Genomic DNA, 14,232 nt, shown 5'->3' with positions numbered 1-14,232 from the left:
CCTTCGCCCCGGACAGGGCCTTTTCCCGAGCCTGTTGGCCCGTCGTCGCGGCGTCCCCGGCGTTGCGGGCCACGTCCCGCACGGCCTCGCCCATCTGCTCCACGGCGGTCGAGGCGGATTCCACCAGCGAGTTCTGGTCGGCGGCCCCCCTGCTGGCCTGGCCGACCTGCACGGCCAGCTCCCGGGAGAGCGCTCCAAGGCGTCCCGCCACCTCGGAGGCCTGACCGGCCGCGTCGGCCATGGCGTCGCGCTGCAGGCGCAACTCGTCCTGCTGGCGGCGGATGGCGGTGAGGTCGGTGACGAGGGTGATGGTTCCGATGAACGCTCCGTCCAGGTCGGTGATGGGCGCGCAGTCGGCCTTGATGGAGAGCGTTTCGCCTCGCCTGTTGGTCAGCACCTGCTCGTGGTCCCGGATGGACTGGCCGGAAAGGCGGCAGCGCCGGGCGAGGAGCGTCTCGGCGGGCTTGCCCACCAGGGCGGCCGCTTCGGTCCCGATGTGGTCCCCGGCGGTTCCGCCCAGTGCGAAGAGTTCCACGAGAGGCTGGTTGCAGGCCACCACGCGGTCGTTTTCGTCGCAGATGAAAAAGGGTGTGGTCAGCCCGGCCACCACGCCCTGGCTGAAGCCGAGTTTCTGCTTGATCTCCAGGGCCATGGCCTGGACGTTGTCGGCAAGGGGGGCGAACTCGAAGCGGAAGCGGCCTTCCGGCGCGGCGTCGTAGCGGCCCTCGCGGATACGGGCCGTGTGCTCCGAAAGGCGACGCAGGGGCGCAATCACGATGCGGTTCGCGGCCCAGGCCATGGCCGCGATGAGCAGCGCCGCGGCCAGCAGTCCGGCCCAGATCATGGCGTCGCGCTGGGCGTTGGCCCCTGCCGCGAGATCATCGACATAGGCCGAGGTGACCACCACCCAGTCCGAGTCGCGCACCTTGCGCCACACCTGGATCTTGTCCTGGCCCTCCCACTCGTAGGGCTGATATCCCTCCGGGCTCTTGAGCGAGGCCGCCACGAAGGGCATGGAGGACACGTCGCGCCCCATGAGGTCCCGCTTCGGGTGGAGGGCCACGATGCCCTTGCCGTCGAGAACGTACGGATAGCCGCGCCCGCCCACCTTGATGCCGTCGATTTGGCGCGCGAGCAGGTTTTCCACGCTCATGGCCACGGCAACTCCGCCCTTGATGCCGCCGTCCAGGCGCACGGGGGCCGCGAAGATCACCACCAGTTTGGAACTGATGCGGCTTTTGAGGGGCATGAGCGTTGTGGCGTCCTCCCCGGCAAGCACCCGGCGCACGTACTCGCGGTCGGAGATGTCCACGGGCGGCTGCTCGCGGCCGGAGGCGTCGTACACCAGCGAGGCGACACCTTTCGTGTCGAAGACGAAGACCGAATCCATGAGCCCGGAGCGCCCTGCGGAATTGGCCAGGAGAACCCGCAGGCCCTCCGGGTCGGCGCCGGAGAGGTATTGCTGGGTGGAACGGCTCTTGGCCAGGAAAACCGCCTCGCTGCGACCGCGTTCCACGAAATCGCCCAGGGAATCGGCCAGGTTCGTGTTGATGGTGCGCATGGTGGCCGTTTGCATCTCCAGCGTGGAGCGCTTGGAGCTGTAGACCACGTAGACGGTCATAGCGGTCATGACGGCAAGCACGCCGATGCAGACGATGCCCGCGAAGAAGGTGCGCAGGCTCAGGGAAGCCATGGTGTCTCTCCGGTTGTGGTGGATAACGCGTTGCCGCTGCCGGGCATGCGTTTATCCGGAAGCCATGGCGTTCCGATGACGGGTCTTTGTCCGGCGCGTCGGCCGGATGCTTCAGTGCAGCAGGGGCGGCAGGAGGAAAGTCTCCTCCTGCACGAGCGTCCCGGACTGCTGGCGCAGGAGCAGGGCCAGGAACTCCCCGGGCGTGACGGCGGGGCTGAAGAGGAAGCCCTGGTAGAAGTCGCAGCGGCAGTCGCGCAGGAAGTCCAGTTCCTCGGGGCGCTCCACGCCCTCGGCCACCACCGAGAGCCCCAGGCCCTTGGCCATGGCGATGGAGGCCTTGACGATGGCCCTGGTTTCCCGGGAGCCCAGGCCGCTGATGAACTGGCGGTCGATCTTCAGGGTGGTCAGGGGGAAGCGCTGGAGGTTGCGCAGGGAGGAATAGCCGGTCCCGAAGTCGTCGATGGAGACGGTGTGGCCCTGCTCGCGGAGGTGGCGCAGGGTGTTGGCGGCCAGTTCGGGCTTGCTCATGATGGCCGTCTCGGTGATCTCCAGGCCCAGCTGCTCCCGGGGCATGGAGCGCGCTGCCAGGATGTGCGCCAGGCGCTCGTGGAAGGACGGGTCGGAGAACTGCACGGCGGAGATGTTCACGCTCACGTGGGGGCTCTGCCCCTCGGCGCGCCAGGCGGCCACGTCCCGGGCCACGGCGTCCAGGAGGAGGACGGTGATGTCCTGGATGAAGTTCATCTCCTCGCACATGGGGATGAACACGCCGGGCGAGATGAGCTCCCCGTCGCGCCGCCAGCGCAGCAGCGCCTCGGCCCCGGCGATGACGGGCTGGTCCACGCGCACGATGGGCTGGTAGTGCACCTCGAACTGGCGGCCCGCCACGGCGGCGTGGATGTCGCGCTCCAGGGAGGCGCGGGCCAGCACCTGGTCGGCCAGTTGGCGGGTGTAGACCTCGATGAGGCCCTTGCCGTGGCTCTTGGCGCGGTTGAGGGCCATGTCGGCGTTCTTGAAGAGCAGGTCCGGGGAGTCGCCGTCCTTGGGGAAGACGGCCATGCCCATGCTGGCGTTGGCCCGGTAGAGGCCCCCGACGGTCTGGAAGAGGGGGGCGAAGCTGGCGTGGAGCCGGCGCGCAAGCTCCAGCGCATGGCCTTCGTCCTCCAGGGGCTCGGAGAGCACCGCGAACTCGTCGCCGCCCAGGCGGGCAACCTGGGCTCCGTCACCCGCCGCCGTGGTCAGGCGGTGGGCCACTTCGCGCAGGAGGCGGTCTCCCTCGGCGTGGCCCAGGCTGTCGTTCAGGGTCTTGAAGTTGTCCAGGTCCATGAGCAGCATGGCCAGCATGGGACGCTGCGATTCGGCCTGGGCCATGCGTCGGGCGCACTCCCGGAAGAGCAGGGCGCGGTTGGCCAGGCCCGTGAGGGGGTCGCGCATGGACTGGACAGCCAGACGCTTTTCGGCCTCGCGCTGGAGCGAAAGATCCTGGAAGATGCCGATGGAGTGGCTTGAGCTTCCCTCCTCGCCGCCCAGGCGGGCCATGAGGAAGTGCAGGGGGACGCGGCGGCCGTCCCTGGCCACGATGTCGAGCTCCGCCTCGAAGCGTCCCTGCCGGTCCAGGGCGTCGTAGAGGGCGGCGCGCAGGCGGTCCACCTCGCCGGGGACGCAGAAGTCTCCTGGCAGACGGCCCAGGATGTCCTCCCGGGGGTGGCCCGTGATGCGCGAGGCCGCCGGGTTGGCGTCCACGATGCGCAGGTCCGCGTCGCAGATCACCATGCCCTGGGAGGAGTGGGAGAACACGGAGTCCATCAGGCGCAGGCTCTCCAGGGCGCGGGTCAGCTCCGCCGTGCGTTCGCGCACGCGGGCGTCGAGTTCCCCGCGCGAGAGTTCCAGGGCGTGCAGGGCTTCGCGGGTGCGTTCCTTTTCGGCCTGGAGCCCTTCGGCCAGGGCGTTGAACTCGGCAGCCAGTCTGCCGAAGTCGTCGCGGGCGCTCTGGGGGATGCGGTGGTCCAGGCGGCCGGCCGAGAGCAAGGCAGCGCCACGCCGCAACTCGCGCACGCGCCGCGACACCGCCCGCCCCGCCGCGAAGAGGGCGGCCAGGGCCAGGGCAAGAACCACGCCGGAGGCCAGCTTGAAGGTGCTCACGGCGGCGCGGATGCGTGCGACGCGCATCAGGGCTTCATCGTCCATGCGCCTGGCGTGGTCCTGCCGGGCGTTCTGCACGGCGAGCATGGCCGCGTCCCAGCGGCGGCGCAGCTCGTCGGCCATGCTCTTGTTGGTGTAGTTCTGGAAGTTGGGGTCGTTGTTGGTGTCGCGCAGGTTGGGGACGTTGGTGCGGATGGTCAGCAGGTCGGCGGCCAGCGCCTCCAGGGCGGCGTGATCCAGGCCGTTGCCCGGGTCGTCCAGGAGCCTTGCCACGTCGTCCTGTATTTTCTCCATGAGGTTCGTGAACACGGGGAGCCTGTCGGGGCGCGCGCGCAGGTAGGCGTTTCCGATGCGGCCCAGGGCCTGGAGGGAGTTGTTCAGGAAGCTGGAGAAGCCCTCGGGGAACTCGCCCGAGGCGGCGGCCATTTCGCCCTGCATGAGCGCCAGGGCCAGATGGCGTTTCACCTCGTCCGTCAGCGCGGTCATGGCGTCGGAGAACTCGTCGGCCTGGCGCATCTCGTCCATGCGCAGCAGCCCGGCGCGCAGGGTGGACAGGGTGGCCTCCAAGGGGGCGAAGGCGGCGCGGTGTTGCGGAGCGAGGCCGAGGCCGCGGCGCGTCAGGGAGTCGATGACGTTGATGGGGTCGCCCACCTGCGTGGACCGGTCGGTGACGATGTAGGTGTAGAGCTGCCGGGCCTGGATGAGCGATTCCCCGGCGCTCTGCAGCAGGGCGCTGGTCCCCGCCTGCTGGCGGATGAAGGCCTTGACCGCATCGGCCGTGCGCTCGGAATTGTCCACGTAGAGCCAGGTGAGGGCCGTGAAGAAGGCCACCAGGAGGGCGATGACGCAGCGTTGAAGGGCCGTGACGGTCATGTTCATCGCCTGAAGCGCAGCACGAGGATTTCCCCCACGTCGCCGCAGCCGAAGAGCGGTTCGTCCGTCCCGGGCTCGGGGTCGCGCCCGGCGATTTCGAAGCGGGAGACGCCGAAGGGGTATGCGCCGTCCAGGGAGAACGCCACGTCGTCGGCGTGGCCGGTGACGAGCTTGCGGGCGAAGGCCACGGTCCAGCGGCCTTCGCGCCAGTGGCCCTTGGCGCGCACGTCCGCACGCGATCCCGAGGGCCGGGCGAAGGCGTATTTGGGCGTCTGATCGCCCGAGTAGTTGGCGTAGAGGATGGCCTGCGCGGCCTCTTCGCCCTCGTCGCCCTTGCGTGTGAGGTAGAACACCTTGCCGTTTTCCGAGAGCAGGGCCTTGGCGTAGGGATCGGGGTAGGCGGAATAGATCTGGATCTTGTCGTCGGCGTGGTCGCAATGGTCGGAGCGGAAGGCCTTCCAGTACCATTCGTCGGCCACGTAGGGGGCGTTTTCGTGGAGGGTCAGGCCCGTTTCGTGGGTGACCATGCTCCACTTGAGGATCATGGCGTCCTCGCGCTCGGGGCCGTCCACATAGGTCCGGCGGCCCGGGTCCCAGCGCAGCGTGCGGTGCCGCCTGCTCTCGTCGGGGTCCGGGAAGGATGTCTGGATGTAGACGTGCTGCCCGTCGTGCAGGGCCTTGAGCGTCACCTCGATGTCGGCCACGGCGTCGCGCACCGTGAGGGAGGCAGCGGAGGCCCATGCGGGGTCTTCGGGGTTCGTGATGTCGGGGGCGTCGTCCACGCGGAGCGCGAGGAGCTCCCGGCGGGGCGAGAGCGCGTGCGCGTTCACCCAGGCCGCAAGCAGGACACAGGCAAGAAGAAGGATTCGGGCCGACTTCGTGAAGCGTGAGGCGGACTGCATAAAGGAAACGTCAATCCATCCGGATCCCCGGGAAGGTGTCGGGCGTGGGAAAACCCCGGACGGATTGCCCGCAGGCATTTTTCCTAAGGGATTTGCCACGGCACGTCAAATCGCTTGGTGGGCTAAGAATCCTTCTGTTCATGGAGTAGACGGGCAGGAGAGGGCCGTTGGGAACTTCCCGGATGGGCAAGGCGCCTGCGCGCCACCCGGCTGGACGGCAAGACTTGATTTTGTTGCGCGAAGGGATTATTGAAACCTTCTTTTTCTGCTAGTCTGAGGCAATCCCGCCACCCACAAGGAGCCCCCTGATGACCCGCAAGGACCGCACCGAAGGCATCTACTCCCGCCGCGAGGTGCTCGACGAATCCGAACGCCGCCAGTATTACCAGATCCAGCTCAAGGATCTCTTGAGCTACGCCTACCGCTACTCCGAGGACGTGAAGAAGCGCTTCGACCGCGCCCAGTTCCAGGTGGGCAAGTTCAAGCAACTCTCGGATTTGAAGCACATCCCCATCCTCAAGAAGAAGGAACTGATCTTCCTCCAGTCCATGGGGCCGCGCCTGGGCGGGCTGCTCACCAAGGACCTGGGCGACCTGCGCCGCGTGTTCCTCTCCCCCGGACCCATCTTCGACCCCGAGGACCGCGAGGACGACTACTGGGGCTGGACCGAAGGCTTCTACGCCACGGGCTTCCGCTCCGGCGACGTGGTGCAGTGCACCTTCAACTACCACCTCTCGCCCACCGGCCTCATGTTCGAGGAGCCCCTGAAGAACCTGGGGTGCGCCGTGATGCCCGCCGGCCCCGGCAACACGGCCACCCAGCTGGAGGTGATGCAGAAGCTGCGCATCACCGGCTTCGTGGGCACGCCCAGCTACCTGATGCACCTGGCCCAGAAGGGCGAGGAGTCCGGGCTGAACCTGCGCAAGGACCTCTTTCTGGAAGTTGCCTTCGTTACGGGCGAAAAATTCTCCGAGAAGATGCGCGCCAACCTGGAGAAGAAGTTCGACCTCATCATGCGCCAGGGCTACGGCACCGCCGACGTGGGCTGCATCGGCTACGAGTGCTTCCAGAAGAACGGCCTGCACATCGCCAACCGCGCCTTCGTGGAGATCTGCCATCCCGACACCGGCATCCCCTTGAAGGACGGCGAAGTGGGCGAGATCGTGGTCACGGCCTTCAACAAGACCTATCCGCTCATCCGTCTGGCCACGGGCGATCTCTCCTACATCGACCGCGCCCCCTGCTCCTGCGGGCGCACTTCCCCGCGCCTGGGCAACATCGTGGGCCGCGTGGACACCACCGCCCGCATCAAGGGCATGTTCGTCTACCCCCACCAGGTGGAGCAGGTCATCGCCCGCTTCGAGGAAATCAAGCGCTGGCAGATCGAGGTCACCAACCCCGGCGGCATCGACGAGATGACGCTCATGATCGAGGCCAGCAACTTCAAGCGCGAGGACGAGCTGCTGCACATGTTCCGCGAGAAGATCAAGCTGCGCCCCGAGCTGAAGATCCTGGCCCCCGGCACCCTGCCGGCCCAGATCCGCCCCATCGAGGACAAGCGCAAGTGGGATTGATCCCCCGACCATCCCTCCAGGCCGCGACGCACCCCCGGGGGCGTCGCGGCCCGGCACGCTCCCTGCTGGCCGCCCTGGCCCTGGCCTGTCTTCTCACGGCCGCGCCGGGTTGCAAGCAAAGGCCTCCCGCCGTGGACCCCGCGCCCGGGCAGAGCCAGGCCCAGCCCATCCAGCCCGGACAGTTCGCCAGCGCCTCCGGCGAACCCCTCGATCCGGCCTGGCTGGCCGCCCAGGCCGTGTGCTCGGTCTATGTGCTCCTGGGCGAATCCCACGCCTCGGCCTGCGATCACCAGGCGCAGGCCCGGATCATCGAACTCATGGCCCTGGCCGGAACGCCCCCGGTGGTGGGGCTGGAGATGGTCAGCCTGGACCGCCAGATCGTCCTGGACCGCTTCAACTACGGCCTCATCGGCGTGGACGAGCTGGAGACCGAGCTGGAGTGGGACAAGACCTGGGGCTTCCCCTTCGCGGCCTACCGCCCCATCTTCGAGGTGGCCCAGGCCATGAAGCTGCCACTCTTCGCCCTCAACGCACCACGGGAGACTGCCCGCAAGGTGGGGCGTTCGGGGCTGAAAAGCCTTTCCATCCAGGAGCGCCTTGGTCTTCCGGCGCGCCTCATCCCGCCGCCGCCCGAACAGCTCAAGAGCCTGCGGGAGGTCTTCGAGGCCCACCAGCCCCGCAAGGACGCCTCGCATAAGGCCCTCTGGAAGAGCTTCGTGGACGTGCAGTCCCTCTGGGACACCACCATGGCGCGCCGCGCCGTGGAGGCCCGCGTGGCCTGGCGCAGGCCCGTGGCCGTGGTGGCCGGGGGCGGCCACGTCGAGTTCGGCTGGGGCATCGCCTCGCGCCTGGCCGCCTTCGATCCCGAGGGGCAGCGCCTGCTCGTGATGCCCTGGCGCGGCGGCGAGACCCCCGATCCCGCCATGGCCAACGCTTTCTACTACTGCCCCGAGCCCCCAAGGCCACGCCTGGGCATCCTCCTTGAGACGCGCGAGGGCGTGCTGCGCGTGGAGCGCGTGGAGGAGGGCTCCCGCGCCCAGGCGGCGGGCATCCTTCCCGGCGACGTGCTCGCCCGCGCGGGCGAACGCTCCCTCAAGGACATCAAGGACCTGCACGAGGCGGGCATCGAGGCCATGCGCCGGGGCGACCCCCTGCGCCTGCAAGTGCTGCGCGAAGGCCGCGCCGTGGAAGTCGCCGTGCCCCTGCCCCAGGCCAAGACGGCCCCCTGATGCCAGAACTCCCCGAGGTGGAGACCATCGCCCGGGGGCTTGCGCCCCTGCTCGCAGGGCGGCGTGTGGCGGGCCTGGAGGTGCTGGATCGCCGCGCCTTCCCCGGCGATCCCGGGGCCTTCCTCAGGGACTTCAAGGGGTTGCCCTTCTCCGGAACCGGACGGCGCGGCAAGCTCCTGCTGCTCGATCTCGAGAACGGCGGCCACCTGGCCTTCCACCTGCGCATGACGGGTCGTGTCTTCGTGGCCCGCCCCGAGGCCCAACCCCACCGGCACCTGCGCCTGCTCGTGCCCCTGGACGACGGCCGGGCCATCCACTTCCAGGACATGCGCCGCTTCGGCTCCTGCCGCGCCTTCGGCCCGGGCGAACTGGAGGGCTGGGACTTCGTGCGCGCTCTCGGCCCCGAGCCCCTGGGCCTCGCCCCCGAGGCCTTCCACCAGGCCCTGGCCGGGCGCTCCGGGCGCATCAAGGCCCTGCTCCTGGACCAGCACGTCCTGGCGGGCGTGGGCAACATCTACGCCGACGAGGCCCTCTTCCAGGCGGGCATCCACCCGGAAACCCCGGCGGACCGCATCGCGCCCGAAGGAGCCTGCGCCCTGCTGGCCGCGCTCCAGGAGGTGCTCCAGCGGGCCATCGAGGCCGGGGGCAGCACCATCCGGGACTACCGCACGGCCCAGGGGGTCGAGGGGTCTTTCCAGTGGTCGTTCCAGGCGTACGGCCGGGCCGGGCAACCCTGTCCGCGCTGCGCCCGCGCCATGGAGTCCGCCCGCGTGGCCGGGCGCACGTCCACGTTTTGCCGGGCCTGCCAGCCTCCCCCGGCAACATGAACTAATCTTCATGATTCCGGGGGGCCGCGCCCCTTGTCGCTCAGGCGTCGAGCGGCTAGTGTCTGGCCACGGCCACAAGGTGGCCTCAAGGAAGCTGGATAGACTCATGCGCTTGAAATACATCATTTATCTTATTGTCGTGTTGGCGGCCATGCCGCTTTGCGTCAGCATCTCCACAGTCCGGGCGGAACCGGCCAAGAAGGAACAGAAGAGCGACAAGTCCGCGAAGGCCCCGGCCTCCAAGGACGCCAAATCCCAGGACAAGAAGACCGACGCCAAATCCCAGGACAAGAAGGCCGACGCGAAGACGGCGGGGAAAAAGGCCGACGCGAAGGCTTCTCCACCGGCCAAAGGGCAGGACGCCAAGTCCGCCAAAACCTCCGACGCCAAAGGCAAGCAGGAGGCCAAGAGCGGCTCGTCCAAATCCTCCAAGTCCAAGAAGGAAACGCGCCACCACAAGAAGAATCCGGCCTTCGTGCAGTCCAACGCCGAGGCCGAGCGCAAGGCCGAGGAGGCGTTGCGCAAGAATCCTCCCGCCGCCGCGCCTGCGGCCGCCGCGCCCGTTCCGGCCAAGGAGCCGGGCGGAGGCGTCGCTCAGGAACTCTACGAAAAAGGCATGGAACTGGGCCGCCAGAACAACTACGGACAGGCCCTGAGCCAGTTCGACCAGGCCATCAAGCTCGATTCCAAGAATCCCAGCTTCTTTGCGGGGCGCGGCCACGCCAACTTCATGCTCAACAACCTCGACAAGGCCCTGGACGACTACAACAAGTGTCTCGCGCTCAACGGCCAGGACTCTCTCACCGTGGTGATGCGCGGCCACACCTACTACAAGTTGGCCAACTTCTCACGGGCCATCCAGGACTACGACAAGGCCATCCAGATGGGTTACACCGACGCCGAGGTCTACAAGGGACGCGGGTCGGCCTATCTGAAGCTCAACCAGCCCGACAAGATGTGCGCGGACTTCAAGGCCGCCTGCGAGAAGGGCGATTGCGAAATGATGGAAAACGCCCGCAAGAGCGGGGTCTGCGAATAACCGCTCGCCGCAGGACGCATGGTGCGGGCGCGGTGTGCTCACCGCGCCCGTTTTTTTGTTGGCGCGCCTTGACCGCGTCCGAAGCGGGGCGCATAGACGGTGAGCGCGCGCCTGCGGGCGACGCCTCGGCATCGGAGAGGGAAGCCCCGGTGGGGCAGGGAAGGTCGGCAGCGTGAACGCATACATCTTCTGGGGCGTCGTGATCCTGGTCTGCTTCTACCTGGGGGCCAGGCTCACCTTCCAGACGCGCGAGAAAAAGCGCAGCATGCTCAAGCTCGACTTCGAGGAAGCCAAGAAGCGCGAGAGCAGCAAGCGCGCGTGACGCCACAGGCCCCGCCTGTTGCCGCCGCCTGCGGTCCTGCGCGGGGGGCGGTCTGGCATGAACTGCTTGGCCAGGCCCGTGCGGACAATGACGCCGCGCGGGCCTGACTTTTCAGGTGGAAGGCGCGCGCCGGGCGTGCGCCGCAGCCCCGGCTGACTCCAGCCGCGTCCTGCGCCGGGGCTACAGGCCCAGGGCCAGGAGCAGGCCCAGGGCCATGGCTGAGTAGACTCCCGCCAGAGCGTCGTCGAGCATCACGCCGTACCCCCCGGGCATCCAGCACTCCGAGGCCCGCACGGGCGCGGGCTTGAGGATGTCGAACACGCGGAAGAGCACGAAGCCCCAGAACAGTTGCCAGGGCGTGAGCGCTGCGAACGGCAGATAGGTGATCCACTGGCCGAGCACTTCGTCGATGATGCACAGGCCGGGGTCCTTGGAGCCGGTGTTGCGCTCCACGATGTCGCAGGCCAGGCCGCCGCCCACGAACACCAGCGCCAGCACCAGCAGGCGCACGGCCCAGGGCGCTGGCATGAAGAACACCGGTGCTGCCAGCGCGGCGGCTGCGGAGCCCCAGGTGCCCGAGACGGGGAGTTTGCCCAGGGGGCCGAGGGAGGCGAAGTTCATGGCGATGCGGTCGATGAGTGGCATGGGAGGCTCGTGGGGCTGAGGGTTGGCGTCGATGGTGGAGGGTAGGGTCCTGGAGCGGAGGCGTCAATGCGTTCCCGTGGTTCGATCGCAGGCCGGGCGCGCCTTGACGCGGCGTTTCCCGCCGGGCTAAGCGCCTGGACATGGCAAACGAAGCGACACCGGCCGCGCCCCGGCTCGTCCTGCACGTGGGGTGCGGCACCCGCGACCCCCAGAAGCTCCCGCCCGACTACCGCCCGCCCGCCTGGCGCGAGATCCGCCTGGACATCAACCCGGCGGCGGAGCCGGACTTCGTGGGCGACATCCGCGAGATGCCGGTGATCGCCGACAACAGCGTGGACGCCGTGTTCTCCTCGCACAACCTGGAGCACCTCTATCCGCACGAAGTCCCCCTGGCGCTGCGGGAGTTCCTGCGCGTGCTGGCCCCGGGAGGCCACGCCCTCGTCACCTGCCCGGACCTCCAGCAGGTGGCCCGGCTCATCGTCGAGGGCCGCATCCTGGAGCCCGTCTTCTCGCCGCCTGCCGGACCCGTTACTCCCCTGGACATGGTCTACGGCTACCGGCCCAGCCTGGCCAGGGGCAACCAGCACATGGCCCACCGCACGGGCTTCACCCCGGACACTCTGAAAAGCCATCTCGAAGAAGTCGGCTTCCGGGACGTGCGCACCACCTCGCGCCCCGAACCGTTCCTGGACATCTGGGCCATGGGCTTCAAGAACGCCTGAGCGGCGGGGCGCCCCTTACACGCCTCTGGCGGCGATCGCCTTGTGGTCCCTCAGCACCGCCGTAACCTCCGCCAGCGGCAACCCCACCACGCTCGTGTACGAGCCCTCGATGCGCTCGATCATGAACGCGCCCAGGCCCTGGATGGCGTAGCCGCCCGCTTTGTCCATCGGTTCCCCCGTGGCCGCGTAGGCCGCGATGGCCTCGTCCGTGACCCGCGCGAACGTCACCCTGGAGGCCACGGCCTCCTCCCAGAGGGTCGCGCCGTCCGGGCCGATCAGGCAGCACCCCGTGACCACCGTGTGCTCCCGCCCCGCCAGCAGGGAGGTCATGCGCCGGGAGTCGGCCTCGTCCCGGGGCTTGCCCAGGATGTGCCCGCCCACGGCCACCACCGTGTCCGCCCCCAGCACGAACGATCCCGGATGACCCCAGGCCACGTCGCGCGCCTTCAGCCGCGCCATGCGCAGGGCGTAGCCGCCCGGCGTCTCGGCCGGGTCCGGGTCGGGCTCGTCCACCAGGGAGGGGATCACCCTGTAGGCCACGCCCAGCGACCCCAGCAGCTCCTTGCGCCGGGGCGAGGCCGACGCCAGCACGATGTCGGCCTTCTCCACGAATGCTCCGTTGGTCACGTCCTTCTCCTTTGCTTCCTGGCTCCGCGTCCGGGCTCCGCGTCCGGCGCGTGCACCGTCGCCGCGCCGATCGGATCACAACCCGGTCGCGTCCGCGCGGACCGGCATGACGGGGCACTCCTCCTTGCCCCACCCCCGCCCTTGACGCAACCCCCGGCCCGGCGCTACACGCCTCCCACACACCGGAGCGCGTGACTGGCGAGAAACGTGGGCAACCACGGGGGAGCGCGCAACCGTCTGCAAGCCGCTCGCCTGGGCTGCATCGCGACCGCGATGCCAACCTTCCCGCAGAGGAGGAGCCCATGCGCGCCCATCGTGACCTGCTTCAATCCGCCGATCCCGAAGTCTTCGCCGCCCTGGCAGGAGAGGAAAACCGCCAGGCCTCCGGCATCGAGCTGATCCCCAGCGAGAACTACGCCTATCCCGAAGTGCTCGCCCTCCTGGGCAGCGTGTTCACCAACAAGTACTCCGAAGGCTATCCCGGCCGCCGCTACTACGGCGGCCAGCGCTACACCGACCAGGTGGAGGAGCTGGCCCGCCAGCGCGCCTGCAAGCTCTTTCGTTGCGAGCACGCCAACGTGCAGCCCCTCTCCGGCTCGCCCATGAACCAGGCCGTCTACCTGGGCCTGCTGGAGCCCGGCGACACCATCCTGGCCATGGACCTTTCCCACGGCGGGCACCTCACCCACGGCGCGCCCGTCTCCCACATGGGCAGGCTCTTCAACTTCGTTCGCTACAAGACCGACCCCGCCGACGGGAGCATCGACTTCGACGCCGTGCGCCGCCTCGCCCGCGCCCACAAGCCCAGGCTGGTGCTCTGCGGCTACACCTCCTACCCGCGCGACCTGGACTACGCCGCCTTCAAGGCCATCGCCGACGAGGCCGGAGCCTTCACCATGTGCGACGCCTCCCACTATGCCGGGCTCGTGGCCGGCGGCGTGATGCGCAACCCCTTCGACGCGGGCTTCGACGTGGTGACCACCACCTCCCACAAAAGTCTGCGCGGTCCGCGCGGTGGCATCATCCTCTGCCGCAAGGAGCTGGCGCAGCGCATCGACAAGTCCGTGTTCCCCGGTCTCCAGGGCGGACCCCACATGAACGCCGTCGCGGGCATCGCCGTCACCCTGGGCAAGGCCCTGGAGCCCGCCTTCGCCGTCTACGCCCGCCAGGTGCTCGCCAACGCCCGCGCCCTGGCCGCCGCGCTCGTTGCGCGGGGCGCGCCCCTCGTCACCGGAGGCACCGACAACCACATGCTCGTGGTGAACACCCAGCAAGGCTACAACCTGGACGGCAAAGCCGCCGAAGAACTCCTCGACGAAGCCGGGCTGACCACCAACAAGCAGATCGTCCCCGACGACCCCAACCCGCCCCTCAAGCCCAGCGGCATCCGCCTGGGAACCCCCGCCGCCACCACGCGCGGCATGAAGGAGCAGGAGATGGAACGCCTGGCAGGCTGGATCGACGCCCTGTTGCGCGCCCCCCTGGACGCAAACCTGCGCGTCCAGGGGGGCGCCGAAGTGGCAGGGATGTGCGCCGGGTTCCCCGTACCCGGGCTGGAGTAGCCAAAGCGAAGACCGGCGAAGACGCGGGAACCTGCCCCCGCCTCCCGCCAGGGCTTCGCCCCGGCAAGAGAAAGG

The 14,232-nt window shown here is 68.8% G+C and carries 12 protein-coding genes and 1 riboswitch; of the genes, 7 read left to right on the top strand and 5 right to left on the bottom strand.

All coding sequences use genetic code 11. The features are described from left to right. The 3 genes from ACV4UX_RS13165 to ACV4UX_RS13155 form a co-directional block, all read right to left on the bottom strand. Positions 1 to 1,693: cache domain-containing protein (locus tag ACV4UX_RS13165; protein WP_491593737.1), on the bottom strand; the 1,693-nt coding region annotated here is incomplete at its 3' end. A 111-nt stretch (positions 1,694 to 1,804) separates the two neighbouring features. Continuing rightward, a complete protein-coding gene (locus ACV4UX_RS13160; RefSeq protein WP_491593736.1) occupies positions 1,805 to 4,708 on the bottom strand; it encodes an EAL domain-containing protein in 2,904 nt (967 codons plus the stop codon). 2 nt (positions 4,709 to 4,710) lie between these two features. Next, positions 4,711 to 5,538: an ethylbenzene dehydrogenase-related protein gene (locus ACV4UX_RS13155; RefSeq protein WP_491593735.1), complete on the bottom strand. Its 828-nt coding sequence runs from the start codon at positions 5,536 to 5,538 to the stop codon at positions 4,711 to 4,713. A 380-nt stretch (positions 5,539 to 5,918) separates the two neighbouring features. Here ACV4UX_RS13155 and ACV4UX_RS13150 point away from each other — a divergent pair, with 380 nt between their 5' ends. The 5 genes from ACV4UX_RS13150 (at position 5,919) to ACV4UX_RS13130 (ending at position 10,601) form a co-directional block, all read left to right on the top strand. Continuing rightward, positions 5,919 to 7,184: a phenylacetate--CoA ligase family protein gene (locus tag ACV4UX_RS13150; protein WP_173081090.1), complete on the top strand. Its 1,266-nt coding sequence runs from the start codon at positions 5,919 to 5,921 to the stop codon at positions 7,182 to 7,184. Continuing rightward, positions 7,175 to 8,413: a ChaN family lipoprotein gene (locus tag ACV4UX_RS13145; protein WP_491593734.1), complete on the top strand. Its 1,239-nt coding sequence runs from the start codon at positions 7,175 to 7,177 to the stop codon at positions 8,411 to 8,413. The genes ACV4UX_RS13150 and ACV4UX_RS13145 overlap by 10 nt, the downstream gene beginning before the upstream one ends. After that, entirely contained in the window at positions 8,413 to 9,240 is an 828-nt protein-coding gene (mutM, locus tag ACV4UX_RS13140) for a bifunctional DNA-formamidopyrimidine glycosylase/DNA-(apurinic or apyrimidinic site) lyase (RefSeq protein ID WP_491593733.1), read from the top strand. Before ACV4UX_RS13145 ends, mutM begins: the two co-directional genes overlap by 1 nt. Positions 9,241 to 9,346: 106 nt before the next feature. Next, entirely contained in the window at positions 9,347 to 10,279 is a 933-nt protein-coding gene (locus tag ACV4UX_RS13135) for a tetratricopeptide repeat protein (RefSeq protein ID WP_491593732.1), read from the top strand. A 172-nt stretch (positions 10,280 to 10,451) separates the two neighbouring features. Further along, complete coding sequence (locus ACV4UX_RS13130; protein WP_491593731.1) at positions 10,452 to 10,601, top strand: hypothetical protein; 150 nt, start codon at positions 10,452 to 10,454, stop codon at positions 10,599 to 10,601. 180 nt (positions 10,602 to 10,781) lie between these two features. Here the strand turns inward: ACV4UX_RS13130 and ACV4UX_RS13125 are convergent, their stop codons facing one another. After that, positions 10,782 to 11,246: a phosphatidylglycerophosphatase A family protein gene (locus ACV4UX_RS13125; RefSeq protein WP_491593730.1), complete on the bottom strand. Its 465-nt coding sequence runs from the start codon at positions 11,244 to 11,246 to the stop codon at positions 10,782 to 10,784. A gap of 140 nt (positions 11,247 to 11,386) precedes the next feature. Here ACV4UX_RS13125 and ACV4UX_RS13120 point away from each other — a divergent pair, with 140 nt between their 5' ends. Next, positions 11,387 to 11,968 (top strand): class I SAM-dependent methyltransferase, encoded by a 582-nt coding sequence (locus ACV4UX_RS13120; protein ID WP_491593729.1) that lies wholly within the window; start codon positions 11,387 to 11,389, stop codon positions 11,966 to 11,968. A 15-nt stretch (positions 11,969 to 11,983) separates the two neighbouring features. Here the strand turns inward: ACV4UX_RS13120 and ACV4UX_RS13115 are convergent, their stop codons facing one another. Next, a complete protein-coding gene (locus ACV4UX_RS13115) occupies positions 11,984 to 12,595 on the bottom strand; it encodes a Maf family protein (protein WP_491593728.1) in 612 nt (203 codons plus the stop codon). A gap of 181 nt (positions 12,596 to 12,776) precedes the next feature. Next, positions 12,777 to 12,860, top strand: a riboswitch (ZMP/ZTP riboswitch). Between the two features lie 37 nt (positions 12,861 to 12,897). Here ACV4UX_RS13115 and glyA point away from each other — a divergent pair. Continuing rightward, complete coding sequence (gene glyA, locus ACV4UX_RS13110; RefSeq protein WP_491593727.1) at positions 12,898 to 14,157, top strand: serine hydroxymethyltransferase; 1,260 nt, start codon at positions 12,898 to 12,900, stop codon at positions 14,155 to 14,157. The last annotated feature ends 75 nt before the right edge of the window (positions 14,158 to 14,232 follow it).

The sequence above is a fragment of the Fundidesulfovibrio sp. genome, from assembly GCF_058402725.1.
This window is presented reverse-complemented; position numbering and strand designations above follow the sequence as displayed.

What these genes read in the sequence shown, in the direction of transcription:
- ACV4UX_RS13160 (WP_491593736.1), bottom strand. Translation starts at nt 4,708, where the DNA reads ATGACCGTCACGGCCCTTCAACGCTGCGTCATCGCCCTCCTGGTGGCC.
- ACV4UX_RS13150 (WP_173081090.1), top strand. Translation starts at nt 5,919, where the DNA reads ATGACCCGCAAGGACCGCACCGAAGGCATCTACTCCCGCCGCGAGGTG.
- mutM (WP_491593733.1), top strand. Translation starts at nt 8,413, where the DNA reads ATGCCAGAACTCCCCGAGGTGGAGACCATCGCCCGGGGGCTTGCGCCC.
- ACV4UX_RS13135 (WP_491593732.1), top strand. Translation starts at nt 9,347, where the DNA reads ATGCGCTTGAAATACATCATTTATCTTATTGTCGTGTTGGCGGCCATG.
- ACV4UX_RS13125 (WP_491593730.1), bottom strand. Translation starts at nt 11,246, where the DNA reads ATGCCACTCATCGACCGCATCGCCATGAACTTCGCCTCCCTCGGCCCC.
- ACV4UX_RS13120 (WP_491593729.1), top strand. Translation starts at nt 11,387, where the DNA reads ATGGCAAACGAAGCGACACCGGCCGCGCCCCGGCTCGTCCTGCACGTG.
- glyA (WP_491593727.1), top strand. Translation starts at nt 12,898, where the DNA reads ATGCGCGCCCATCGTGACCTGCTTCAATCCGCCGATCCCGAAGTCTTC.